Here is a 26809-nt window from a genome sequence, read left to right on the forward strand (position 1 = left end):
GTTTCATCTGCTCAGCTCCTTTCTTTCCATCAAGTATTTAAAATGCCCAGCTACCTTTGCGGAAAATTGGCTCTACAGTTCCATCTGGTAGAATACCGTCGATGTCCATCTCACTGCTACCAATCATAAAGTCCTCATGTGTTACTGAAATATTTGCACCTAACGCTTCAAGCTGATCGTCTTCTAAATCTCTTCCACCCTCTAAGCAAGTTGGATAAGCTTTACCAATCGCTAAATGGTTCGATGCATTCTCATCAAACAATGTATTAAAATATAAAATCCCCGATGCAGAAATTGGTGATTCATGTGGTACAAGTGCTACCTCACCTAAATAGCAAGAGCCTTCGTCCACATTCATAAGCTCCTGTAAAAAATCATGTCCTATCTGTGCTTCAGCTTTAACAATTTTTCCTTCTTCAAATGTCAGTTTAAAGCCGTCGATAATATTCCCTTGATAAACTAATGGTTTTGTATTGCTTACATAGCCATTTACACCTTGTTTCATCGGTAACGTATAAACCTCTTCTGTCGGCATATTAGCCATAAAGATAGTATCATCTGGCGTTTTACCACCCCCAGTAATCCATTTATGCTGTGGTGCTAATGCAATTGTTAAATCAGTACCTGGCGCTGTATAGTGAAGCTTCGCATATTTTTTATTGTTCAGTAGGGCCGCACGAGATTCTAAATTTGTTACTTGTTCACGCCATTTTTCAACAGTATCTCCTTCACCGATACGAACAGTCTTAAAAATGGCCTCCCATAATGCTGGTACTTGATCCTCAGTTGCTAAGTTCGGGAACACCTTCGATGCCCACTTTGGTGAAGGAACTGCTACCATCGACCAAGCTATTAAATCCTTCATTACTGCGTTGCGAATGTTTTCCAGGGCAGCTCCTGATACCTTTTGATATGTAGCTAGACGATCGGCTGAAATACCTGTAAATTTATCAGGGTCTGCAGCATCTATCATTAATAGTGCTCCTTTACGTTCGATCAGCTCATCATTCATTTTGACTATCCATTCTGGAAAACGATTAAATTCTTCATCTGAGGCATGCTCAAAGTAAGCACGATCCATTTCCTCATCTGATAAATTAACATGAACACGTCCCGCCCCAGCCTTATAAGCCTCTTTAACAACTAAACGGGCGAAATCCAATGCATCCACAGATGTATTGACTAATAAGTATTGCCCTGGTTGAATATTGACACCAACTTTCACCAAAAGTTCTGCATATGCTTGTAATTTTTCTTCAAATTTCATATTATTTACCTCGCTTCTGTCCAATTGTTTTTTACTCTCCGCTACCTTGTCTTCATACCATACTTTCTGTACAGATTTCCCAGTAATTTCTCTTGACCACTTTTCATACGCTTTTTCCTCACTATATGATAAAAAAAATGGGGTTTTTTATCACTCATATATTTACCTCCTAAACTTTGATTCCGTTAATCCGTTTTTCTTCACCGTTCACTCCCTTCTTTCAAAAAGTTATCATTTTTGATAGATAAACATATCATTTGATATCAATATAAATCATTTTAAATGAATTATCAAGCCTTTTAAACTCATTTTTTCAAAAGTTTGGTAAAAACTGTGTAAATCTAGGCTCTAGAGTAAATAAAAAAAACAATTTTTACTAGAGATTAATCAAAATGGTTTGTAGCGCCTTCACCGATAAGAACAGCTTTAAAAATAGCCTCCCATAATGCTGGTACTTGTTCCTCAGCTACTAAGTTCAGGAACACCTTCGATGACCCACTTTGATGAAGGAACTGCTACCATCTACCAAGCTATTAATTCCTTCATTACGGCGTTGCGATTGTTTCTCAGAACAGCTCCTGATACCTTTTGATAGGTAGCTAGACGATCGGCTGAAATACCTGTTGATTTATCAGGGTCTGCAGCATCTATCTTTAATAGTGCTCCTTTACGTTCGATCAGCTCATCATTCATTTTGAACTATTTATTCTCTATTCTTACTCATTTGTAAGAATAGATAGATTTTTATAATTCACTACCAATCTTAAAACATAGAAAAAAAGACTAGCTTGGCTAGTCTTCTTTTATTATGCGGCTATAGGATTGGCAACACACGCAAGTTTACTGTCAATCCTTCTATATTATTTTACAGGTAGCTGTCGCAACTTAACCATAATAAATCTCCACAATTTTATTCAAATACCTTTGACTTATACTATATAAAAGTCAAACAAACCTAACTCACTTACACCTTTGTTTATCAAGGTTTGTAAGGATATTAGAAGTATATTTATTATTGCTTGACCAACCTTATCTATATAACAAAATGGCGATTTTCCCCATTAATCATCACATCTTCTTTAAAATATTTTAGTAGCTATATATATAAACATAAAACTCAACTAATCAGATTAGTTGAGTTTAGTGTAAAATACCTTACTACTATCTTACTTTAAACAATCTAAAATATCACTTACTAAAATCTTTGTACCTGGAGGGTAATACGTGTCCTTATTATCATCCCATTCATCAGGGGACAATTCTTTGATTGTATTGAAAAATGCACAAAAAATCGCTATGTACCTATTGGAACATAGCGATTTTCGTACGAGGGGAACATTTCATCAGCTAATGAAAGTGTAGTTTTTTCTAAAGTAAATGTTTCTCCATTGGGGGAGTATATATGAACCTCTATAAAGAGGAGTGTTTAGAAAGCTCAAGTACAAATATTACTGTATTTTATTTAAATTTGTTTTTTTTACTGCTTATTCTGATCTGCTTCAAATTGGCTTATTGCTCCTGAATGTACCTATTTGAGCTAGTTAAATAGCTTATACCTTCTCTTTAAATACCGCTGGTTTGCTTACTGAATTACTCACTATATTTTTATCACTTAATTCCAAGAGCTTCTTCAAGTTGTTTTATTGCTTCCTCTATCGTTAATGTACCTGCCTCTACTTGGTTGAAAATTTCTTGTACTTTGTTTTTAAAAATCTCATCTAAGTTCGCTGGTTTACTTACTAGTTGTTTATCTCCCTTCATTCCAAGTGCTTCATCAAGTTGTTTTGTTGCTTCTACTTTCGTTAATGTACCTTCCTCTGCTTGGTAGAAAACTACTTGTACTTTTTCTTTAGAAATCTCATCTAAGTTCGCTGGTTTACTTACTAGTTGTTTATCTCCCTTCATTCCAAGTGCTTCATCAAGTTGTTATGTTGCTTATTCTTTCGTTAATGTACCTGCCTCTGCTTGGTTGAAGATTTCTTGTACTTTTTCTTTAGACATCTCATCTAAGTTTACTGGTTTACTTACTAGTTGTTTATCTCCCTTCATTCCAAGTGCTTCATCAAGTTGTTTTGTTGCTTCTTCTTTCGTTAATGTACCTGCCTCTGCTTGGTTGAAAATTTCTTGTACTTTTTCTTTAGAAATCTCATCTAAGTTTACTGTTTTACTTACTAGTTGTTTTTCTCCCTTCATTTCAAGAGCTTCATCAAGTTGTTTTGTTGCTTCTTCTTTCGTTAATGTACCTGCCTCTGCTTGGTTGAAAATTTCTTGTACTTTTTCTTTAGAAATCTCATCTAAGTTTACTGTTTTACTTACTAGTTGTTTTTCTCCCTTCATTTCAAGAGCTTCAACAAGTTGATTTATTGCTTCCTCTTTCGTTAATGTACCTGCTTTTACTTGGTTAAAAATTTCTCGTACTTTTTCTTTAGAAATCTCATCAAAGTTAGCTGGTTTACTAACTTGCCCTTTCACAATTTCACTACTTCCAATAATTTCGGTTGGGACTTCGGCAGCAAACGCAGCTCCAAAAGTCGAAAGTGCAAATACAGCACCTAAAGTTGTAGCAGCCAATTTCTTTCTCTTTTTCATAGTTTTTAATCTCCTTTTAAAGTAATTTGTCTTACAGTCTTGATTGTATAGGCGCTATCTGTAGTTACTGTGAAGACTATCTGAATATTACATGGAGATTTTGGGGCATCTGGAGTATTTTTCTGAAAATATTTTATCTCTGATTTGAGTTCTAGCATTAAGATTAGGCTCTATGAAAGAGAACTCATTATTTCTCTCGTCCCTAAAATAACGTCCTAGCCATCTAGATCATTTCTGCTGCTGCCAACTTACACAATGTTTGCTTTAACCTATTAAAATAAGCTGACGTCCGGAATGAACTGGACCGTCAGCTTATTTATCTACGAAAGCGAGCATTTATCTATTACATAATCTATTCTTGTGATTTATGCATATGTTTTAAACAGCCTTATATTTGCACCAACTGCAACGACTTCTTAACCTCCTGAACATCTTTTGCTAATACGCTCTTCACATTGGCTCCAAACCATTCCAATGACGCATCTACCTCCACGTTCGAATCTACTTCTGCTAGGAATTCACCATAATCAACTGCACCTTCAAACAATGGAACCATCCCTTCTCTAGATCCTGCTGCAGCATAAACATTGTTAGGAGCAAAAACACCAAGTTGTTCACGTGAGGCAATATTTTTAAAGTGAAAATGTGAGATATATGGACGAAGTTGCTTCATGGCGACAATAGGGTCCATCCCAGATTCCCATATATGTAAAACGTCAAAGTTCACTCGTAGGCTTGAGTGATTCGTTTCTTCGAGTAACTGCATTGTTGAAGGTAGATTATCTGTCAATGTGTTCGGATGAGTTTCAACAAGCAAATATTGTCCTTTTGACTCAAGATAATCACAGAGCATTCTAAGTCTAAAAATAAGTTCTTCCCTTTCTTTTGTACTCGTGTCTGAGCTGCCCTTCTTTCCTACAAATGTACGAATCTTATTTGTTCCCCAGCGCCTTGCAAGGGAAGATAACCTCTCTGTTTCAGCCATCATCACAGAAACTGGTGCTTCTATTGGCAAATAATCACTAAGCATGCTCGTTTCCAAACCGTAGGAGCTTAGCCAATCTGCTCCATAATGAAGTTCATCTTCCAAGTTCTTTGCATGAACACCCCAAAGCTCGATTCCTTGAAAACCTTGCGTTTTTGCAAATTGGGCTAATTGGTCAATCGAGTGGAGATGGTGCCGAAACGAGATTGTACAGATAGATAGTTTCATATAATAACCTCTTTCTTGTGCTGTATTGTTAACCATGCTTGAAAGCATTCTTGTAATCCTTGCTTAATCTTGAACTCAAGGAGATTTTGTTCTTCTAACTTCACAAAAATATCTTCAGCTACTAACATATCTTGCGTCATCGCAAGTTTCATCGCTCGATACTGAATCGTTGTATAGCCATTCACTAGACGCTCAATTTCATCACACCATGTGTCAAAGCCTTCCTCTTCGTAGCCAAGTGCTTCCCAAAAAAATGCAAATGCATGCTCATATGCATACTTTCTAATCGCTATAACTGGCAATTGTTTTAATGCAGTCGGAAGTTTTGACAAACTTTCTTTTTCTTTTCCTTCGATATACTCTTTAATAATTTCGGTAATTGCATCTGTCAACGGATTACAATGAAGCTTTATGCATGTATTAAAATAGGCTTCCACCGTCTCTGTAGTTGGAGGAATGATCGTCTTTGCATCAAAGTAATAACCACCTTCGACAGTTGGCTCTTGAATTGCAGCTAAAATTCTCTCCTTCGGTAAAATCCCTTCCCAGCGAAAATCAGGGTCATACATAAACCATTCTTCTTCATTTTCTGTCGATTCTAGCATTACATAATGAGGGAATGGACGTTGATGAAATTTATTCTCTCGCTCTGGAAGCATCGATAAATCCAGCATCACCATCACATATTGATGTGGAGATTTATTCTCTAATAATCCTAGCAGTTTGTTTATATTTTCTTGTTTTGATTGCTTTTCGTCATACCATTTGTAAAGCTTGATTCCATAGAGCATTTCATACCACATTTGAAAGAAATGATGATCAATTTGATCAGAGTGGTATGCTAGCACTCCGTTATCAAGCACATCAAAATCTGCGTCCCATACTCCAAAATAGTAGGGCCTATGATCGACGCCTTTCGTTTTCTTAATAACTTCACAAACACAGCTTACAAAGCAATGAACTTTTATCATTTTTTCCCTCCGACTATTCTACTTTTTGCTGTTTTTCTAAAAAGCTTGCTAGTGTTCCTACTGTTTTAAAATCTTTAGGAACGAGAACCTCATCGGGAATGGAAATGCCAAGATCCAACTCTATATGAAGAATCAGTTGAAGGACCATAATTGAATCCATATACAAATCCTCATTTAATCGTGCATCTTCATTAAAAGAAGATAGTGTCTGCAACTCTAATGAATTTTCCATAATATCATAAATGCTCTTGATCAATTGTTGTCTCGTCATACTAGTATGTCTCCAAGTTTTTTTCTACTTACTTTTCCATTAGGCAGCTTTTCAATTTCATGAACAAACACAAACTCCACCGGAATTTGATGTGGAGCGAGATATTTCCGGCACCATTCTCTAAGCTCCATATTATCGATCGGTTCAGTAGACACGTATAGTGCGCATACTCGCTCGCCTGATAGGTTGTCTTGTTTCTTATATACGACTGCTTCGACTATTCTTGGGTCATCCATTAACACGGTTTCAACATCTTGCGGATACACATTCAAGCCTGCTACATTAATCATGTCATCCATTCTCGCAAGAAAAGAAAGAACATTATCTTCTATATAGCCAAGATCTTTTGTATAAATCGTTTGTGTAGACAATTCAATGATAATTTCGCTCGGTGTTTGTTTGTCACCAGCTGTCACCTTCACATGAGGAAGTGCGTAGCCCATTTGTTTTGGATCTTCCACATTAGGGTGAATCGCAACACACCCGGATTCAGAGCATCCATACTGCTGTAATACTTGGCGAGATTTCTCTCTTAATGATGTCAACCAGCTATGCGGCATCATTGTTCCAGACGTCATCACACGATCAAATTGTTGATCAATAGGTAATAATCGACTTAATGTATAAAGTAACGCTGGAGCCGCATAGAGTATGTGCTTAGGATATTCTTTTAGCTTTTTCAAAATATATTTAGGATTACTGTTCGTAATAATAACTGGCTTTGCTCCCCTTCTTATGCAAGCCAGGACACCACAAATGAATCCATAAGAATGAGTAACCGGACAAGCGACAACAGAATTTGTCAAGGAGTCGACAGGTAATGTCTTCACATAACTTTCAATCTCTTCTTCCACTGAACTCCACGTTCGTTCAATACATTTCGGAGCTCCTGTTGTACCTGAGCTCATTTGAACTAATACTCCCTCTCGGTCATTGGAATAATTTGATAGTTCAATGAAAGAATCGATCGATTGGAACAACAAAAGATGACTACCTGCTGAAGAAGCAAGCCGAACAGCCCCCTCATTTGGCGTCGCTGGATGGATTGGGACGACTGATCCACCTTTTTGGCGAATATATAAACAAAGAGCTATATATTGGAAAATATCATCCGTACAAATAGCTAGCCTGCGATTGTTACACCCCCTTAGATGAGATAAGCTTTCATATATTTCATATTGCTTCTCGATATCTTCTACTGTATAAAATTGATCATTGACATAAAACATCATCATTTCCCCTTTTTATCCACTTACGCCAACGTATTGCTGACGATATGTCGAAAATTACCTTCTTCTTGATTTTGAAGTTTCTTTGTTAGCAAAGATTCAACATAAATATGTGTGCTAGTATGCTGAAGCTGTTCATTCCTTGAGCATAATGATGGAAAACGTTCAAAGTGCATCTGTATTCCTTCCCTAACTAGATTCCAAAAACGTGTTTCTGCAAATCCACAATGCTCTTCTAGCAAATAAGATAGTTCACTTAAATGAAACACAAATAATGTATCCATAACTAACTCTCGTAAAGCTTCTACAGATGACATCCAATAATAATGATCGACAGGTGCATCTTTAAAACGATCGTGTATCGTTTCAAAGTCTGGAACGAGGCTACTGTCCGCAATAAATTCTTCCATATATTCGATACTGTCATGGAAATCTCTCAGTACAACCCGTGTCGGCCACCCATTTTGATGTAATAAGATCATATTTTGCGCATGGGCCTCAATAGCAATACCATGAGCAACAAGCAAGTGCCACACAGGAATAACACTCACTTCGATCAAGCGTTTTACCCACTCCTCCGTTCCATATCGGCAAAGCCAATCATCAATAAATGGACGCCCATCTCTCTCCATCATCATTAGCACCGTAAACGGTACCGCTTCCTCATCATCCTTCATATACGAGCGCACACTTTCTCGCCATATTGAGCCAAGCTGACCTTCTAGTTTTCTACTATGCTTTTTTGTATTCGGTTCAAAAATAATTCCTGCATATTCTTCCAGTACAATAAGAGACGCTTCCTTTTGTAAATAAGAGTCTAATTGAATCACCTGTTTAAGCCATGAAGAAATATGAGGAGCGGCACAAACAGCATGAGAATGTAGCTTTCGTAATGAAGAGGTATTCACCATATTCATCGAGCATTTTAATTGCGCCTTCTCAGGATTTGAAAAGTTCCATAATGTTCGCACCGATTGAGTTGCCCGATAGTCATCTCCTTTCACATTTAGAGGTATTAGATCTTTTTGCTCCATTAATCCAGCTAGTACTTGCTTCATGTTATGCCACTGCCATGGATGAACTGGTAAAAACGTATATTCTTCATATGTTCCATCGAATACTGCAAGCTTTGCAAGAAGGTCTTCCCACAGCAACTGCCCTAGCTCTCTTTTCCAAAAGTTCTCTTCCTCTTCAAGAACAGAAATTCGTACGTAGCTTCTTCTCACTGCAACCCATTGTAGGGTAAAAGATTGCTTTGCCTCAGGGCCATAGTCTTTATGGTCGTCGATCGTAAAACCGGTTCTGGATTTAAAACAAGGGTGATATGGATGTCCTTCAATGATTTCTGATTCTAATTCTTCATAGCTCGAATTTCTTCTCGACTTTGGCATTTGAAGATGACGATCATTCCATTCACAAAGCTTACTCGTTAAATGAAGTTCATTCAGTAATCTAGCTTTATCACTATGAGTAGAAAGTAATTCATCTACTAGATTCTCAAGCGTTGCCTCTAATATCGTTTCATCTTTTTCTACTTGAAAAATACTATCTCCCTTTATTCGGATGCGATCAAATGCCATTCTTCTTCCTTCACAACGATAGGTGCACTTCTGACCAACAAGAGTAAAAATTGAAGTCCATTTATCTAAACGTGTTTCTTCATATTTGATTAGTCCTTCAAAAATCATGGCCTCTACAAGTTGCCGCCTTACACGTAGTTCTCCTTGTTTAGAAGCTAAAGGCTGTAGCTGCTGCATATTCTGCCTCCTCATGCTGAAGAACAAACGGATTTGGAATTTTCGTGTATACCGCTTGTTCAAGTTCGGCTTCTAGTTCATCTACATCATGAAACCTTGTTAATAAATTTGCTTTGAACGCAAGCTCTTCTTGTTTTAGAATGTTACGAACAAATGCCTTCCCGAAACCTGTAAATTCTTTTTCTAATAAGTGCAGTTGATCGATAGACCACTTCAAAAGAATTTTTTCATCGATTAGCTGATCTGCTCCAAATCGAGATATAACGGGAAACAGTTGATTCATAAACAAATAATATGTAAATCTATCATGAATAAGGGCATCTTCGTAAAATAGCTCAGCTGTTTCATGTAAAGAAGGCTCTATTGAAAGAAGTTCTTCTTTATATGTTTTTGATAAGTAATATCCTTGGTTATCACGATAATAATAAGTAGTTGGATAACCTGAAGAAATGTTTAACACGCTATTTTGCTGATGTGCTTCGAGAGCTATCCCATACTCATCGTATAACCTTAATAATGGTTCAATAGCACATTTCCAGTAGACTTTAAACCAATCTAAACTTATGCTCTCTAATGAGCGGAATTCTGATTGAGAGATTTCCATAATGAGCTGATATAGTCTCGATTTTTCTTTTGGCAGAGGTTCTTGCACAAGAGCGGCGATCATGCATATTCCTTCATCGTGTCCTTTAGGAAATACGTTTGAGCGAAAAATAACCTCAAACCCTGACTCCGTCTGATTTGGGAACTCTACAGTCATATAGGCTGGGTCATCAATCATCCGGAAAGATGGATGGTTCTGTAAGAAATCAATCTTATTCATTAACCGAGCCATAACAATTCCAGCTTTTAGTTCATGAGTTCTATTTACCCTCAATGAATTCGTTATTTTTACAGGAATTGAAAACTTATACATCATTTCTTCATTTGAGCTATATACCGTTCTTATCGAAGAGGTTGCTGTATAAAATGCTCCAAGCGCACCCTCGTATTTTATCAACCCTTCAGCAATCGCTTCTTTTACATACTGTTGCTGTAAAAGCCACTGTGCTTGAAGCGGGTGCATCGGAATGAGGCTATGCTTCTCTGACATAACAAAATCAGGTTGTGATTTTGTTAAAGACTGATAAATGAGTTCACTTGCACTTTTTTCTAATACAGAAGACTCTTTCACAATTTTGCGGTCGACACGAAAATAGTGAAGTTGGAAAGTACCTTGTAGCTCTGGCGCATAACTCGTTTGTTGCCAATTTGCCATCCCTTGTCTGCTTTTAGGTGTCGGATGAAGCCAATGACCAAATAAGAGAGACTGCTCAGCTTCAATAAATGTAGCGTTTACTCCATTTTGTTTCTTATCTTCCAAACTATTTTCAATATAATTTGCCATCGTTTGATAGCTCTCAATTATGCGAAGAATGAGTTCATCAAAACGGGAAGAAAGTCCAGGACATCCATCCACCTTACCCATTAAATGTAGCTCTTGAATGAGCGTGATGAGTATCGTTAATTTATCTTCGAGAAGCCATTGTTTTTGTTTCGTACAATACTTCAACGAGACACCAAATATATGTCTTCCAACAAGAGATTTGTATTCCACATCAAATGCAATACGGGTGTTTTGGATAGGCAACTCAAGCTCTAACATATGTCCCTCTGTAATCAAGATAGTTAGTCGCTGTTCTGTTATCCACTCCTCCTTTTTGACCCAATGTCCACAACTCACTTCTCGTATATAACAATTTATAAACGCCTGAAACGTTGCATTTTCTGCAATCTGTTTAGCTATCTGTTGCATATAATTAATCATCCTTTCACAAAGCCTTCTCCCTACCAAATGATAATGATTATCACTCACTGATAAAAAAATTAGTCTCCCTAATTAGAAAGACTGATGATAAGAAGCGAATAGAAACAAATGTGGTGCTGATAACAATTGATAATGATTATCACTTTCAATTACATGTTATAGGAAAGACGGAAATGACTCAACTGCCTAAAGTCCTATATGGCAATATAAACCATCGAAATAAGTAAAAGTGCATAAGAATATGTCGTTTTTTGTATCACGTGTGCAAGATTATTGATATATAGTACAGTGTGACAACAAAATATTAGAAAGAACTAAAAAAATCGTACGATTTGGAAAAGGTCTTTATGTTATTAATGTTCATAGTTATTGATGTGATAATTTTATGCCGTTACTTCGTTTTCATCTTTACTTCGATAACAATTAAGATTTATGTCCATAATCTTTTACGCGTAAATGAACATATATATAAAAACCCTTTGTTATCAACGAAAGGGTTAAAATTATAAATATGTACATATATATTTATAGAGATAATTCAAAGTCAAACACATTAATGACCATTTGATCATCTTGTTACTTCAATAAGCTATTAATGATTCTCAACTGTTTTCTTGCTCCAAAATCTTCTTTCCCTCTTTTTTAGGATCCGCCTCACCTTGTAACGAAAATTCACGGGGGTAAATAGAAAGTTCTCCATATGCCACTTTTCCATCTTATCTAAACCCCTAGCGTCAAAAAGCTGCAAAAGAAGGCCAAAAGCCCTTGCTGTATCTTTGCCTTTATTATGAAATCGTCTTCGTACATTTCCACTATTATTTTCCTATGAAATGTAAAACATCTTTATTTTCACATGTCTCCGCTAAATCTAAAGCTGTTTTTCCTTCGTGATCTTTAGCATAAATGTCCGCTCCATATTTTAGTAGCATTTCAACAGCAGCAGTATTTCTAGCCTTAATTGCCCTGTGCAGCGCTGTTTGTTTATACTGATTCCTGCATTCAATATTAGCTCCACGATCCAGAAGGAATTTAATTCCGATAACGTTATTAGTATCCGCAAAGTTGTGCAGTGGAGGGAATGGCTTTCTTTCCTGGTCCATGTCGCAGCCTAATTTTAAAATGTCCTCTAGTAGAACTACATCTTGACAATGAAGAGCGATCTTAAAACCTTTCTTTTTTACCTCCTTCTCATAAATAAAAGTTCATTTTTCTCCTCCTAACCTTGTTATAGGTGACCATATTTGCAATTAACTCGAAAAAGAAAAAAAGATGCATCTCCATTAAAAAGGAGAGCATCTAAGGAAAACAGAAAAAGGCTCAAAAACACAGTTTGCCTGTCCATCTATTTGCCATAATTTCTCCTAGCTTCCGTAGAGAGTTAATACGATGGAATAAAGGTAGGTCTCCTGGCTCGTGTATCCTATTCAGAACCTTCCCATCTAATTCTTACTTCTTTACAGTCACACTACTATCTTGAAAAAACTTTTCCATGTCGGCATCTGTAAATATAGCTAATGTTTTATAGATATACTGTGGATTTCGATCCTTATCAATAACGACAGAGCGTACACCTTCAAAGAAATCTTCATGTTTTAAAAAGTTTTTAGCCAAGATTAAATCTGTCGCAAAGCATTCCTCTAATGTTTTATCTTGCGCATCTTTAAGCTGCATTAATGTAATTTTTAATGATGATGGAGATTTAGACAGAAGCAAATGCTTTGTCTCTTGTGCAAATTTGCTTGGATCATTGTCTAAGGATTCTACTATCTCTTCCATTGTATTTTTTGAGAAATGTTGATCTATTTCATTTTGAAGGCAAGCAAGTTCACTGTTTCCTGATGGAATACTTGAATATTCAACTATTAATTGGTTTAAAGCCATAGTTGTATCCAGTGAATGCCAGTCAGTCTGTTCAACGCGTTCAAAGAATTCATGAAGATTATCGCTCTTTATAAAGCTATCTGCTGCATTGGCAAAGAGAACGTCCACAGCTTGTATGACAGATGCGGTTAATGCTAAGTAGTATCCTACATAGCCTGGTGCTTTATTTAAGAAATAGGCAGCTCCAACATCTGGAAAGAAACCAATATTCATTTCTGGCATAGCCCATTTAGTTCGTTCAGTAACGATTCGGTGGCTAGCCCCATAAGTTAAACCGACCCCACCTCCCATGACAATGCCGTCAAGGCAGGCAATAATTGGTTTAGGATAGTGATAGATCGCCATATCTACTAGATATTCTTCTTCAAAAAAGACTTCGGCATTTTTGAAAGCTTCCTGACTGGAGCGAGCTTTATAAAGTGTTTTAATATCACCACCAGCACAAAATCCCTTCTCACCAGCACCTCTTAGGATGATAAGATGAATTTGATCATTTGCTTGCCATACCTTCAGTTTCTCTCCAATGGTCTTTAGCATTTCAGTGGAAAGTGAGTTTAAAGCTTTAGGACGATTCAACGTTATGGTTGCTGCTCCACCGTCACTTACCGCAAATATTACTTCGTTCTCCATATTGGATTCCTCCCTTACGAATGTTTAAAGTTTGTCTGTCTTTTTTCAATAAATGCCTGAACGCCTTCTTTAGCATCCTCTGTTAAAAATAGCTCAGCAAAACGTGTTCGTTCTAGTTCCAGTCCTTTCTGAAGATGATCTTTCCCTCCTTGAATTATACATTCAATTGTACGGGATACACTTGTCATACTTTTACCGTCAACAAAGGACTGAGCAACAGCTTTTGCAGTTGGCAGAAGTTCCTCAGGTTCCGTCACCAGTTGAATAATATCTAGCTGTTGAGCTTCATCAGCACTTAATTGTTTACTAGTCAAAATTAATTGTAGTGCCTTTGCTTGACCCATTATTCTGCTAAGTCGTTGTGTACCGCCGAATGTTGGAAGTAGCCCAAGTTTTAATTCTGGTAAGCCAAGAATGGCAGTACTTGAAGCGATTCTGAAATGGCAGCCTAACGCTAGCTCTAGCCCACCTCCGAGAGCTGGACCATTAATGGCAGCAATAACAGGTTTTTTCATAGTTTCAATCTCATCACATAGAGCTTGTCCTGCCTCGGCCATTTGCAATGCTTTTTCCTGTTGCCCAAAGGCAGCAACAAATTCCTTAATATCCGCACCAGCGGCAAAAAATCGGCCGGAGCCTGTAATAATGATAGCGTTCGTTTCTTTGTCCTCTGCTAGCTCTTTGAAAATGAGACGAAGATTTTCAATAGATGCTGATGACAAAGTATTTGCTGGTGGATTATCTAAATGAATAATCGTGATGGTACCTTCTTTGCTTACATTGGCAAATGTATCGATCATTATCATTTCCCTCCTATTTATAAGAATTAACTAATAGATTTTGGATTGTTGATGATGCTTCTCGCAACCTCTCTTTTCTTCACAAAGAGATTCTGATGTAGCGGGATATTTAAGTGTTGAATATCATCTAGCCATGTTTTTCGTATTTGCTCATTTGTTTCTGCAGCAGAAATAATGTCAATTGTACTTTTTTCTATTTTACGGTAGCCCTCCTGACACAGGATATCTGTCATTAAGGGTTTCGTTTTTTCATATGCAGCCTTTTCCGTTCTAAGCAATGAAGATTCCATGACATAAATATCCTTAGCTATATCTGCCAACAGACGCATGTATTCCTGTTCTTGTTCCAGATTAATCTGTGTATCTACAATGACAAAAATGGCTATTTGCATTAAATACTTGGAAAGCCGGATATATTGATGATTATTTTCTGAAGGTTGATATGCTATTGGAGCATTATTGGTAAAAGTTGTTTGCGCATACTTCTTATACAACATTTTTGCGATTGTTAAACGATTGATTTCATTCGTTCCTTCAAAAATACGACTAATTCTCGCATCACGATACAACCGTTCTACCTCGTAATCCTGCATATAGCCATATCCGCCATGTATTTGTAAAGCTTCATCTACAATTTTTCCAAGTGCTTCTGAGCAATTGACTTTATTGATTGCGCATTCCATAGCGAAATCGGCTATTTGATGAACCATTGACTCTTTACTAGCTAGCTCAATAACATTATCCATTTCTCCAGCCGTTCGGTATGCAGCACTTTCTGCGCCATAAATTAAGGTCGCCATGTCAGCAATTTTTTCCTGTATCATTGTAAAATCAATGATTGGCTTTTGAAATTGTTTCCGTTCCTTACCGTAATTCACAGCTAACTGAAGTGCCTGTTTGGAAGTTCCTATGTTTGAAAAAGCTAGCTTTAGACGCGCCATATTCAAAATATTCATAGCAACTTTATGGCCTTTTCCAACTTCGCCAAGTATATTGTCACTTGGTATTGCAACATCCTCTAAAATAAGCGTAGCCGTCGAAGATCCTTTAATGCCCATCTTCTCTTCTTCTTGCCCTACAGATACCCCTGTAAAGGTACGTTCTACAATGAAAGCAGTCATTCCATCATTTGTCTTTGCAAAAACAACGAAGATATCTGCTAGCTGAGCATTGGTAATCCATTGCTTTTCACCGTTTAATACCCATGCTGACCCATCCTCATTCAAAATCGCATTTGTTTTGGGACGTAATGCATCTGAACCCGCTTCTGGCTCTGTCAGGGCATAGGCCCCAATCCATTCACCTGAAGCTAGCTTTGGTAAGTACCTCTGCTTTTGTGGCTCATTTCCAAAATAGACATAGGGCAATGTGCCGACTCCAGCATGAATATTGTATGATACGCTAAATGAACCGCCATAGCCCATTTTTTCTGCAATTAGCCCTGAGATTTTTTTGTTGAGCTGCAGTCCTCCATAGGCTTCAGGTATCTCAATGGCAAGTAAACCAAGGTCACCTGCTTTTTGAAATAACTGTCGAGTGATTTCATATTGATGCTGCTCAATTGATGAAATATTAGGTGTGACATCCTGTTTAATGAACAGCTCCGCAGTTTTTGCTATGAGTTCTTCCTCATCTTGAAAGTCCTCAGGTGTAAAGATCTTCATTTTGTCTTCAAGTTTATCCACGCTAGCCCTCCTTGCAAGAAAGAGGAGAAAAGTAGATTACCTTTCTCCTACTTAATTTCCTCTTTAGGTAAGATGGTTTTCGCCAACTCACTATCTAAATCTTCGAATTTGTAATAAGAAATTGTTTCATATAAGTCACTTCTAGTTTGCATATCTTCAATAGCTTCTTTTTGAGTTCCTGTATTTTTTATTAAGTCAAACACTCGTTCATATGCTTTAGCTGCTACTCTCATGGATGTAACGGGATAAATAACCATAGAATAGCCCATTTTTCCGAATTCCTTTGCCGTATAATACGGTGTTTGTCCAAATTCAGTCATATTTGCTAATAAAGGGGTATCTAGCTCACTTGCAAATTGTTTAAACTCTTTTTCTGTTTGTAGAGCCTCTGGAAAAATAGCATCCGCCCCGGCTGCTACATAGGCTTTGGCTCTAATGATAGCCTGTTCTAAATCTTCTACAGACCTTGCATCTGTGCGAGCAATAATAACTAAAGTAGGTGCTATTTGTTTAATCATTTTAATTTTTTGTATCATTTCCTCTTGGGAAACGAGTGTTTTACCATTCAAATGACCACATTTTTTAGGAAGATTTTGATCCTCTAGCTGTACAGCAGCTACTCCTGCCTCTACCATTTCGCGAGCTGTGCGTGCAACGTTTAATACACCACCAAAGCCAGTATCAATATCTACTAGCATTGGTAAATTTGTAGCTCGAATAATATCGCTAGCACGCTGAGCAACTTCATTTGAATAAATCATTCCTAAATCAGGTAAGCCTCTACTTGCTGTGTAGGCAGCTCCAGAAAGATATAATGCCTCAAAGCCTACTTTTTTAGCCATTAAGCCGGCCATAGCATCATGAGCTCCTGGTATTTGTAAAATGGTTGAACGAGTTATGAGAGCTCGAAATTGTTCTGCCAATTGTTCTTGTGAAACTGCTTTGTTCACAATCCACGCCATCTATAAAAACCTCCCATCTATGAAGTTAAATGAATAAATCTACAAATTCATGAACATAGCTATTTTCGACAAGCTCTTTATCAGCACAAATCTGATTAATTTTATTTACTTGTTTTTGAGAATAATGTGTACCAATGTTTTGCTGGAATTTATCAATGATTTGAGGGAATGCCTCCTCACGACGGAATCGGTGTCCTAAAGGATATTCACATTCAACTAGCTCTGATGATGTGCCATCTTTGTAATAAACTTGAACAGCATTGGCAATCGAGCGTTTTTCAGGGTCTAAGTAATCGATTGTATATTGTGTTTTTTCAACGACCACCATTTTATTTCTTAAGTCATCAATACGTGGATCTGCGGCCACGTCATCCTCATAGTGGTCTGCAGTAATGTCACCATAGATGAGACCAATAGCTGTAATGTATTGAATACAGTGATCACGATCAGCTGGGTTATTGAGAGGTCCCTCTTTATCGATGATACGAATGGCAGATTCATGTGTAGTAATTTCAATTCTTTCAATTTCATTTAATCGATTTTTAACTTCATGATGTAAATGCACAGCGCATTCAGCAGCGGTTTGTGCATGAAACTCGGCTGGATAAGAAACTTTGAATAAAACATTTTCCATGACATAAGACGCAAGTGGTCTAGCAAGTTTTAATTCTTGTTTATTAAAGAGAACGTCTTGGAATCCCCAGCCAGGTGCTGATAATGCTGTTGCATAACCCATTTCGCCTTTCACAGCCATCATAGCTAATTGCACTGCCCTGCTTGTTGCATCTCCAGCAGCCCATGATTTTCTAGAACCAGTATTAGGTGCATGTCGATATGTTCGTAGACTTGAATTATCAATCCAAGCATTTGACAATGCATTGATAATTTCTTGATGAGATCCACCTAATGCTTTTGTCACAACTGCTGTTGTCGCAATTTTGACAAACAGAACATGATCTAAGCCTTCACGATTTAAGCTATTTTCTAATGCTAGAATGCCTTGTATTTCATGGGCTTGTATCATCATTTCTAAAACGTCTTTCATTTTAAGAGGCTCTTTACCCTCTGCAATACGTACGCGACTCAAATAATCAGCAACAGCTAATATGCCACCTAAATTATCTGAAGGATGTCCCCATTCAGCCGCAAGCCAAGTATCGTTATAATCCAACCAACGAATCATACAACCGATGTTGAAAGCTCCTCTTACTGGATCAAGAACATAGGAAGTTCCCGGAACACGTGTACCATTAGGGACGACTGTACCTGGTACAACGGGACCGAGAAGCTTCGTACATTCCGGATACTGTAAAGCTAAAATGCCACAACCCAAAGTATCCAATAAAACATATCGTGCTGTTTCGTATGCCTCTTCACTTGTTATCGTTGTATTTAATACGTAATCGGCAATATCAGTTAATAATTGATCTGTCTTAGATATTTCATTTGTTTTAATCATCTATATCTTCCTCTCAAGGCATGAATTTGATATACTAGTATACTGATGGACATTGGTCAGAATGCCCATCAGCTCTATGGCGAGTTGTTAAAACTTGATTATACCGACAATTCTTCAAGGTTATGACGCTCGCCAATATAATTGACACGAGGTCTAAATAATCTATTATTGTCATGCTGCTCTATCACATGAGCACATAAGCCGATAGTTCGTGAGCCGAAGAAAATTGGCGTATATATTTCGATCGGCAAACCAAGCATGTAGTACACTGGTGCTGCATAATAATCTAAATTTGGGTACAACCCTTTTTTCTGTACCATTACTTTTTCACCAGCTTCACACATGTGATATAAGCGGTCATCCCCTTGCTCCAAACATAATTTGTGCAAAGCCTCTTTCATAATTTGCGCTCTTGGGTCCATCTTTTTCATATATACACGGTGCCCAAAGCCCATAATCTTTTCTTTATTTTCTAGTTTGTTTTCCAGCAATGTTTCAAAGCCTTCAACTGTTTTGGCTTCAAGAAGCATATACATCACTGCCTCGTTTGCCCCGCCATGTAAATTACCTTTCAATGATGCGACAGCCCCAGTTAAAGCACCATACAAATCAGATTGTGTAGAGGCAATAACACGAGCCGTAAACGTCGAATTTGGCATCTCATGCTCGCTATATAAAACGAGTGACTGATCAAAGATTTCTTCTTCTAACGCAGTTGGTTTTCTGCCAGTAATCATGTAATAAAAATTTGCACTATAGGAGAGCTCGCTATCAGGCTCCACGACATCTTGACCATTTAATACACGATAGCTATTTGCTACGATATTAGGCATACCACCTAAAAGTCTAAATGCTCGCGTTAAATTCATTTCAGTCGAACGATCATTGATGTACCGATCATAGCCTGCTAAAACAGAAATTCCCGTTCGAAGCCCATCCATAGCATGTGTTCCATTAGGCAATAACTTGAAAATTTGAAAAATCTCTTGTGGAACCTGATAATTAGATTTCAACTTGTCCTGTAAATCAACTCGTTGCTCGGTAGTTGGTATTTCCCCATGCAACAATAAGTAAACAATGTCTAAATACGAATATCTCTGTGATAATTCAATCAAATCATAGCCTCGAATGACAATTTGACTTTCTACTGTGTCTAAAAAAGATAACTTTGTTTCAGCGGCGATGATGCCATCAAGACCCGGTGAATAATTTAACTCCATTCACTACAACCCCTTTGTTTAGCCTTATTTTTGTAAGCGCTACCATTCAAACACGAGAAAACAACAAAAAAACAACTTCTACCCCTTTGAGAAGTTGTTAATCTACACAAGCATGACATAGCAAAAAAACAGTGAATTCATGTAAATTCACAAAAATCATGCAGTAGCTAACACCTCCCTATCCTCGTAGGTCAATTGATGCTTCTTTAGTGGCAGGTCTCCTGACTTATGATCAACGCTACAATAACACCTTCCCATTTTGGCAACCAAAACAGTGGTATTGTTATTGAACTTCCAAATACAGTTGCGGGACAGTGTTGGACTCTCACCAACTTCCCTTTTAATCAAATGAAAAGAAATTCATTTGAACCACCAAAATTTAGCATATTCAATTTGTTATTTAACCTTAACATAGGGTTTTCTAAACAATCAATATAGTTGAATTTCAAAAAAGTGTGATCATAAAAAGCTATTTTTCATTTTTAAAGAACTATTCTACGTAAATAAGCACTATTTCGAATAAAAAAGATTGTTAATCAATGCCAATGAAACTGTTCTTTAAAAAATTGCAAATAAAAAAGAGGATTTATATTTTGGGAATGCGAATATTTTTTATGACAAGTATTAGGAGGTCAAATATGGGATATATTCGAGAATTAAGGAAACATATCGGTAGTAGACCGATTATAAGTATCGGTGCTACAATTCTTGTGATAAACGATGATAAGAAGATTCTCTTTCAACATCGTTCGGATACGTTGGATTGGGGATTACCTGGGGGCTCAATGGAACTAAATGAAACATTAGAAGAAGTTGCTGCTCGTGAGCTTCATGAATAAGCAGGACTCGTGGCCAAAGAATTTGACTTGATCGGTGTTTTTTCAGGACCAGAATATTATTTCCAATATCCAAATGGAGATGAAGGATGGAGAGAGTTTGAACCTTACATATTTCAGTAAAAACGAGCTTCCAGAAAATCTTGAGAAGAGGACAAAAACGTTATTAGACAATCTAGAGAACAAATTGTGGGATTTAGAGAGTTCTTTTGCTAAGTATTAATTTAACAACAATAATCCCCCATTCAAAATTAGGATGGGGGTTAAAATTTTCGCTGCAGAACAACATGGGATTTACGCCCATTTTCCTTCTAATTGAATGAAAGACTTTTCACGCAAACTTGTACTAATTGCTATGAAATTAGAAATAAACATAACATGCTCGATAGTTCACCTCAACTTTATTTTCTGAATGTAATAAAAGTCTCGCAATAATGAAACAACAAAAGACCAGGTACTTACCTGGTCTTCATTGTATTTCGGAGAGAAGATGTAGTAGTTTAAAATAATAATGTTTTCGTTATCTCGGGATAGATTATTGTACTTCCTGGCGCAATCTTTTTGTTGCACCAACCATATTAGCTAAAGCTGCAACGGTTTCTGCTTCTTTTCTTGTTTTTAAGCCACAATCTGGATTCACCCAAAATTGATGGCGATCAAGCACCTGCAAACTATCTCTCATAATAGTTAGCATTTCTTCGTCGCTCGGTACACGAGGACTATGAATATCGTAGACGCCTAAGCCAATGCCTTTTTGATATGGCTGCACTTGCAGTGAAGTAATGAGCTCCCCATGGCTTCGCGATGTTTCGATGGAAATCACGTCTGCATCTAGCGCGCTAATAGGTTCGATGAAATCGTTAAATTCGCAGTAACACATATGTGTATGGATTTGTGTTTTATCTTCGACACTAGATGTAGCAAGCTTGAAGGAATTGACAGCCCAATCTAAGTAAACTCCCCATTCTTCTTTTCGGAGTGGTAACCCCTCCCTTAGAGCTGGCTCATCCACTTGAATAATCGAAATACCTGCATTTTCTAGTGCTTCAACCTCTTTACGAAGTGCTAATGCAATTTGATAAGCGACATCTTTACGTGACAGATCATCTCGCACAAAAGACCAATTTAATATAGTCACTGGCCCAGTCAGCATGCCTTTTACAAAGCGCTTTGTTAAGCTTTGGGCATAGGCTGACTCTTTTACAGTAATTGGCGAAGCCCATGCAACATCTCCATAAATGATTGGTGGCTTGACACAGCGTGATCCATAGGAAACGACCCATGCTTTTTCTGTAAATGCAAAACCAGTCAGCTTTTCACCAAAGTATTCTACCATGTCTGTTCGCTCAAATTCGCCATGTACTAGTACATCGATATCTAGTTCCTCTTGTATAGTAATCCAGCGTTTTGTTTCCTGCTCTATAAATACTTCGTAGGCTTCATTAGATAATTGTTTTTTGCGCCAAGCATTACGATTCTTTTTCACCTCATCGGATTGCGGGAAGCTTCCGATTGTTGTCGTTGGGAACAGCGGTAACGCTAACGCTTCCTGCTGAATCTTTTGACGTTGAGTAAATTCACTATGTCGTTCAAAATCTCCCGATGTCACAGTTTGAACTGCTTGATGGATCACCTTGTTTTGACGGATTGGATGATTTTTCAGAGCCTCAATCGCCTTCATACTTTCTGAAAAATTGTGTTGTAAGGTACCCTCTTTATCTCGTCTACATGCAGTCAGCTCAATAATTTCTACAATTTTTTCATCTGCGAAGGCCAGTGCTTGCTTTAGAACAGGGTCAATCTCATTTTCAAAAGAGGTTGTAATGGGTACATGTTGTAGATTGCTGGATGGTTGAATCCATAGCTCTGCTGCATTGCTTAAATGTTCAATCGCCTGAATCGTAGCGTTGACCTCCGCTAAGTTGGAACGCCAAATATCACGTCCATTTACAGCTCCGATTGCCAATACTTTATCCTGAGGGAAACCAGATTGACGAAGTGACGCCATATTACCTTTATAGCCATGAACAAAGTCTAGACCAAATCCTTGTACAGGCAATGTAATCAATGTTTCATAGGCGCATAATGCTTCAAAATAAGTTTGTAGCATGATCTTAGCTTCTGGAACGGCAACTGCTAACTGGTCGTAAATCTCTTGCACAAGCTTGATGTCTGCTGGATCAAGAGTTGTGACAAGGGACGGCTCTTCTAATTGAATCCAATTTGCCCCTGCCTCCACTAATTCTTTTAATACCTGCGTATAAAGCGGTAGTAAGGCTAATAAGTACTCAACCTGTGTTAATTTGCTGTAGCCTTTCGTTAACTTGCAAAATGTATAGGGACCAATCAATGTCGGCTTCGCAATAATTCCATACACTTCCTTCGCCTCTAAAAAATCGGCTAACACTTTATTTTCTGTAAGGTGTAAAGCTTGTCCCTCATACTCAGGAACAATATAGTGATAGTTTGTATTAAACCATTTTGTCATTTCACTAGCCACTGCTGTTTTATTCCCTCTTGCTACACTGTAGTAAGTATGTAAATCTACTTTACCTCTTTGCCAGTTAAAGCGTTTAGGGACTAGACCAAACATTAAAGCCGTATCTAACATTCTATCGTAGTACGTAAAGTCGCCTACTGTAACCATATCTATGCCAAGTTGTAGCTGCCTGTCAATTCTAGATAAACGGATCTTTTTTAATCTTTTCTTAAAATCCTCTTCAGAAAGTTCATTGCGCCAAAATGCTTCTAATGCCTTTTTCCATTCGCGATCTTCCCCAATATATGGGTAACCAATGAGTGTGCTTGTATAGGTCATTTTAATCTCCCCTTCAGAAAAAAATAAAAAGCCATTCTCCTTCTCGGAAAATGGCTGCATGTTAAAATTATTAATTCAAAAACAATACGAAAAAAGTATATACTTTCGCCTAAATCATTTTTTATCGCACAGTGCCTATTCGGTCACATTTCACCACCTATTTCCACGTAGGTATTGGGTGTGTACTAGAAATTGGCAGGTCTCCTGGCTTCTCATCAACACGCCTCACAGCCTTCCCAGTTTCCCAGTGGCATTTGTGATTTGCTCCGAATTACAGTTGCGGGACAGCGTCGGATTTTCACCGACTTCCCTTTTAAGCCAAACTTTCATTTGGCACCAAGTCTTACACAATATTCAATTATGCTACTACTATAACACATATTTCAGATTAGCAGAAACCATTTTCAGAAAAATAATAAAACTTAGAAATTGGAAGTTTCAACTTCAATTTTTTTCGAAAATAAAATAACTCATTAGATATCTCAATACTCTATACTGAGATTTATGTTCATAATTTAATCGTGCAATTGCACAAATATCTGAAAATCTTTTATTAAAAATAAAAAGTATATGAACCAACTTTATGTACATCGACTTTTATAGAGATATATCAACGTCACACGCGGAAATAACCATTTGAACATCTTGATGTCAATTCATTCTTATTTTCTACTTTTTAGAAACGAAAAATTAAACTACACCTTCTTTTTTATTCTAAAGGCTATGTTAAATTTTATGTATTTTCTCAAGCGTCCACCAAACATTCGTTCTCAACTGATTATACTAACATTTTGGGTAGGTTTCAAATATCATATTTACATTTATTAGGTCCATATTAAAAGCTTCTTTTATCTTGATGAAAATTGGATTTGTTTTATATTTTTTAAAGTAACGGGTCTGGTTTGAAGAAAAAGGAGGAACTGTATCATAAATGAAGCATATATAAAATGTAAAAATTTCTTTATCGTGAGGAGAATGATATGAGAGAAACTACTGGATGAGATATATTCGTTCTTTTGTTAACAAGATAAAGAGCCGCATTAAAATGCGACTCCCCATCTTTGCTTTATTAATTCCCCCGACTTAGATCTTTATGGCCGAACTTTGCTAAAAAAGGGATATGTTTCGTTAGTTTATTATAGATATTGAATAGAACTTGTACGACTGGCTCCAATTTATTGGAGAACTTGATAATGACAAAACTTGCCCCTAATGTCAGAAGGGCTCCACCAATTACGTCGGCTGGATAATGTACTCCGACGAAGATACGCGAAATACCTACTAAGATGGCCCATATTAATACAGGATACTTCCACGAGTCTTTTCGTAAAAATAACGTCCATGCTAGAGAGAATACTAATACTGAATGATCACTTACAAACGAAGAATCATCAGCATGTGGTACTAACTGATGAACATCATATGTAATGAATGGTCGTGGGTGATAGTAGACAGCGTGAATGAGTGCGTTGAGACCCAACCCAAGTAAACATGTAAAGACAATGTATAGAGCAGTATATTGTTTTTCTGTTCTTTTTCCCTTATTTGAAGTAAACCATAAAAATAACATGAATACGATTACGACATAAGGAACGCTATCAGTGATGAAAATCATCCCTTTATCCAGCAAAGGATAGCGACCAGCTAGATCATTAATCCATTGAAATATTCCATAATTCATTTTGTAAATCTCCTTACTTTTAATTTCTGAGTAAATTAATGTTTTTCAAACATGCGCTTATTCCAGTTGAATACCCGCTTACCCTTTCATACATGACGTCATCATAAGCTTTATAGTTTCTTTTTTTTACAAAAAAAACACAATTCATCAACAAACTACAGAAGAGCCTGTTAAAAATCCACATCTCCCCCAAACTAGTTTATACAACATTAAATCATAAACTAGAAAATATTATTGTAAGCTAGCAAAAATCAGTATAAAGATGATAAAATATTTTTATAAAGGGGGGGCTTCAAATATGGGGAAATTAAGCAAAAGAAATATACTGTGGATTGTGCCAATCGGAATTTTAGGGGTGTTCTGGTATTTTTATGGTCCACAGAAGGACATTACAGATAATGAATATATTACATATGTTAAAAACTATTCATTCGATAATAGTAATAAAACTTTAGAATCGGGTTTTGCCAACGCTTGTCAAAATCCATATTGGGTGTATTTTGAAACTCAAAAAGGACAGGATGTTGTGGAATTTAAAGGTGACTGTCCTGTTAATAATAAAACCGAAAAAGTGAATGCTCAATTTTTAGTTGACCGTGATATGACAAATGTTAGAAACGGTGCAATGCTGGTCGATAATAAAATGCAAGAGGAAGCAGATCGAGACAAATACCTTCTCGCATTAGTAAAATAAATAGAAAAAAGCTCTCGTTTGAAAAGCGAACGAGAGCTTCATTTTATTGAATCGCCGGATAGATAGGCTGAACACATTCATAAAGAATTAATCATTTCACAGCTTTCCAAATGGTCCATCTGTCCATTTCAACTATAGAACCCTCAGTTGAAATGGACTTATCAATATAATTCACTAATTCATTTAATTCTTCATCGTCTAACTCGTGCAAAATACTTCTACCAGTTCTTTCTCGTAAATCTTTTAGCATTTGCTCTTTCTGCTCATACACATTTCTCGTTTCCCATAATTTCACTTCTTCAATCTCGCTAAACCCAATTGCCTTAAGTGTCTCAACTACTAGCTCACTACTATGTCTACGTTTAATTTCTTGTTCCTTTAATTTTGGAAAACGCTCAAAGAAATAGCCTCTAATATGGTAGTCATCACCTTTTAATAAACAATCTTCAGGTGTACGGTCTTGGATAATGTAAACCCCTTTATCCTCCAAAATTCTATATGCCTCTTGAAAACAAGCCTTCAAATCCTGGATATGATGTATTAAAGCTCTTTCCAATACTAACTGGAAGCCGTCATTGTCTAAGCCTGTAGCCAATGCATTTCCTTGCCTAAAAGTAATATTATGATAGTCTTTACAATTTTTTTTTGCTCCAACGAGCATAGTCTGTGAAAAATCCACACCTATTACAGAAGATACGCCCATATCTGCTAATGCTTTCGAATAAATTCCTCCGCCACAGCCAATATCTGTAGCCTTTGAAATATTCATGATAGGGACCAGATCTTTCATTGCTTCCATCCATGAGTGGTCAGCCTGTCGAGTTGTATAAGTAGTTTGATTGTCCTTATTGTGAAAATCAATGCCCATCTTCATCACTCTTTTCTGTTTTTATATACCAATCTTTATGGATATTATTGCTAACATTATTTTACAACCGTTTTATACATAAGTAAAATCAATGTTAATTATCTATTTCCATAAGTTATCCTTATAGATAAATAGCAATGATATAGAAAAATATCGTTGAGTTTTCAAATG

At 37.0% G+C, this 26809-nt stretch carries 21 protein-coding genes, 1 pseudogene and 2 riboswitches; of the genes and pseudogenes, 2 read left to right on the top strand and 20 right to left on the bottom strand.

Annotated features, from left to right (window positions below; translation table 11 throughout):
• Positions 1–37: 37 nt before the first annotated feature.
• The 17 genes and pseudogenes from ACZ11_RS10920 to mmgD form a co-directional block, all read right to left on the bottom strand.
• A complete protein-coding gene (locus ACZ11_RS10920) occupies positions 38–1267 on the bottom strand; it encodes an aminopeptidase (protein ID WP_049666013.1) in 1230 nt (409 codons plus the stop codon).
• 398 nt (positions 1268–1665) lie between these two features.
• Positions 1666–1963: pseudogene (locus ACZ11_RS25800) on the bottom strand (aminopeptidase); the annotation flags it as partial.
• A gap of 912 nt (positions 1964–2875) precedes the next feature.
• A complete protein-coding gene (locus ACZ11_RS26810) occupies positions 2876–3172 on the bottom strand; it encodes a hypothetical protein (protein ID WP_201778514.1) in 297 nt (98 codons plus the stop codon).
• Positions 3173–3202: 30 nt separating this feature from the next.
• Positions 3203–3856, bottom strand: a complete 654-nt coding sequence (locus ACZ11_RS10925) for a hypothetical protein (protein ID WP_201778515.1) — start codon at positions 3854–3856, stop codon at positions 3203–3205.
• Between the two features lie 388 nt (positions 3857–4244).
• Positions 4245–5069, bottom strand: a complete 825-nt coding sequence (locus ACZ11_RS10930; protein WP_049666015.1) for a sugar phosphate isomerase/epimerase family protein — start codon at positions 5067–5069, stop codon at positions 4245–4247.
• A complete protein-coding gene (locus ACZ11_RS10935; protein ID WP_049666016.1) occupies positions 5066–6040 on the bottom strand; it encodes a DUF6005 family protein in 975 nt (324 codons plus the stop codon). Before ACZ11_RS10935 ends, ACZ11_RS10930 begins: the two co-directional genes overlap by 4 nt.
• A 13-nt stretch (positions 6041–6053) precedes the next feature.
• The gene (gene asbD, locus ACZ11_RS10940) at positions 6054–6311 is read right to left on the bottom strand and encodes a petrobactin biosynthesis protein AsbD (protein WP_049666019.1); all 258 of its coding nucleotides are present in this window, start codon (positions 6309–6311) and stop codon (positions 6054–6056) included.
• Positions 6308–7540, bottom strand: coding sequence for an AMP-binding protein (locus tag ACZ11_RS10945; RefSeq protein ID WP_049666020.1), 1233 nt, complete (start codon positions 7538–7540; stop codon positions 6308–6310). Before ACZ11_RS10945 ends, asbD begins: the two co-directional genes overlap by 4 nt.
• Positions 7541–7563: 23 nt before the next feature.
• Positions 7564–9297 carry an IucA/IucC family protein gene (locus ACZ11_RS10950; protein WP_049666023.1) on the bottom strand — a complete coding sequence of 578 codons (1734 nt, stop codon included), beginning with the start codon at positions 9295–9297 and terminating at the stop codon, positions 7564–7566.
• A complete protein-coding gene (locus ACZ11_RS10955) occupies positions 9269–11092 on the bottom strand; it encodes an IucA/IucC family protein (RefSeq protein ID WP_049667159.1) in 1824 nt (607 codons plus the stop codon). The genes ACZ11_RS10950 and ACZ11_RS10955 overlap by 29 nt, the downstream gene beginning before the upstream one ends.
• Before the next feature lie 827 nt (positions 11093–11919).
• Positions 11920–12300 (bottom strand): ankyrin repeat domain-containing protein, encoded by a 381-nt coding sequence (locus ACZ11_RS10960; RefSeq protein ID WP_082172748.1) that lies wholly within the window; start codon positions 12298–12300, stop codon positions 11920–11922.
• A gap of 250 nt (positions 12301–12550) precedes the next feature.
• Entirely contained in the window at positions 12551–13615 is a 1065-nt protein-coding gene (locus tag ACZ11_RS10965) for an enoyl-CoA hydratase/isomerase family protein (RefSeq protein WP_049666025.1), read from the bottom strand.
• A 14-nt stretch (positions 13616–13629) separates the two neighbouring features.
• Entirely contained in the window at positions 13630–14415 is a 786-nt protein-coding gene (locus ACZ11_RS10970; protein ID WP_049666026.1) for an enoyl-CoA hydratase-related protein, read from the bottom strand.
• 26 nt (positions 14416–14441) lie between these two features.
• Complete coding sequence (locus tag ACZ11_RS10975; protein WP_049667161.1) at positions 14442–16079, bottom strand: acyl-CoA dehydrogenase family protein; 1638 nt, start codon at positions 16077–16079, stop codon at positions 14442–14444.
• A 68-nt stretch (positions 16080–16147) separates the two neighbouring features.
• Positions 16148–17062, bottom strand: a complete 915-nt coding sequence (prpB, locus tag ACZ11_RS10980) for a methylisocitrate lyase (protein ID WP_049666029.1) — start codon at positions 17060–17062, stop codon at positions 16148–16150.
• A gap of 25 nt (positions 17063–17087) precedes the next feature.
• Positions 17088–18521: a 2-methylcitrate dehydratase gene (prpD, locus tag ACZ11_RS10985; protein ID WP_049666030.1), complete on the bottom strand. Its 1434-nt coding sequence runs from the start codon at positions 18519–18521 to the stop codon at positions 17088–17090.
• A 98-nt stretch (positions 18522–18619) separates the two neighbouring features.
• Positions 18620–19741, bottom strand: coding sequence for a citrate synthase (gene mmgD, locus ACZ11_RS10990; RefSeq protein WP_049666032.1), 1122 nt, complete (start codon positions 19739–19741; stop codon positions 18620–18622).
• Between the two features lie 194 nt (positions 19742–19935).
• Positions 19936–20130: riboswitch (cobalamin riboswitch) on the bottom strand.
• A 249-nt stretch (positions 20131–20379) separates the two neighbouring features.
• On the opposite strand from mmgD, the gene ACZ11_RS27540 reads away from it, so the two are divergent.
• Positions 20380–20580 carry an NUDIX domain-containing protein gene (locus ACZ11_RS27540; protein WP_403089139.1) on the top strand — a complete coding sequence of 67 codons (201 nt, stop codon included), beginning with the start codon at positions 20380–20382 and terminating at the stop codon, positions 20578–20580.
• A gap of 532 nt (positions 20581–21112) precedes the next feature.
• Here the strand turns inward: ACZ11_RS27540 and metE are convergent.
• Both metE and ACZ11_RS11005 read right to left on the bottom strand, forming a co-directional pair.
• On the bottom strand, positions 21113–23395 hold the full coding sequence (gene metE, locus ACZ11_RS11000; RefSeq protein ID WP_049666034.1) for a 5-methyltetrahydropteroyltriglutamate--homocysteine S-methyltransferase: 2283 nt from the start codon (positions 23393–23395) through the stop codon (positions 21113–21115).
• Between the two features lie 177 nt (positions 23396–23572).
• A riboswitch (cobalamin riboswitch) is annotated at positions 23573–23751 on the bottom strand.
• 713 nt (positions 23752–24464) lie between these two features.
• Entirely contained in the window at positions 24465–25076 is a 612-nt protein-coding gene (locus ACZ11_RS11005) for an undecaprenyl-diphosphatase (protein WP_049666036.1), read from the bottom strand.
• Positions 25077–25374: 298 nt separating this feature from the next.
• On the opposite strand from ACZ11_RS11005, the gene ACZ11_RS11010 reads away from it, so the two are divergent.
• Positions 25375–25770, top strand: coding sequence for a hypothetical protein (locus ACZ11_RS11010; protein WP_049666037.1), 396 nt, complete (start codon positions 25375–25377; stop codon positions 25768–25770).
• A 91-nt stretch (positions 25771–25861) separates the two neighbouring features.
• On the opposite strand, the gene ACZ11_RS11015 is transcribed toward ACZ11_RS11010, so the two are convergent.
• Positions 25862–26638, bottom strand: a complete 777-nt coding sequence (locus tag ACZ11_RS11015; RefSeq protein WP_049666039.1) for a class I SAM-dependent methyltransferase — start codon at positions 26636–26638, stop codon at positions 25862–25864.
• Between the last annotated feature and the right edge of the window lie 171 nt (positions 26639–26809).

This window comes from Lysinibacillus xylanilyticus (assembly GCF_001183605.1).
Classification (GTDB): domain Bacteria; phylum Bacillota; class Bacilli; order Bacillales_A; family Planococcaceae; genus Lysinibacillus; species Lysinibacillus xylanilyticus.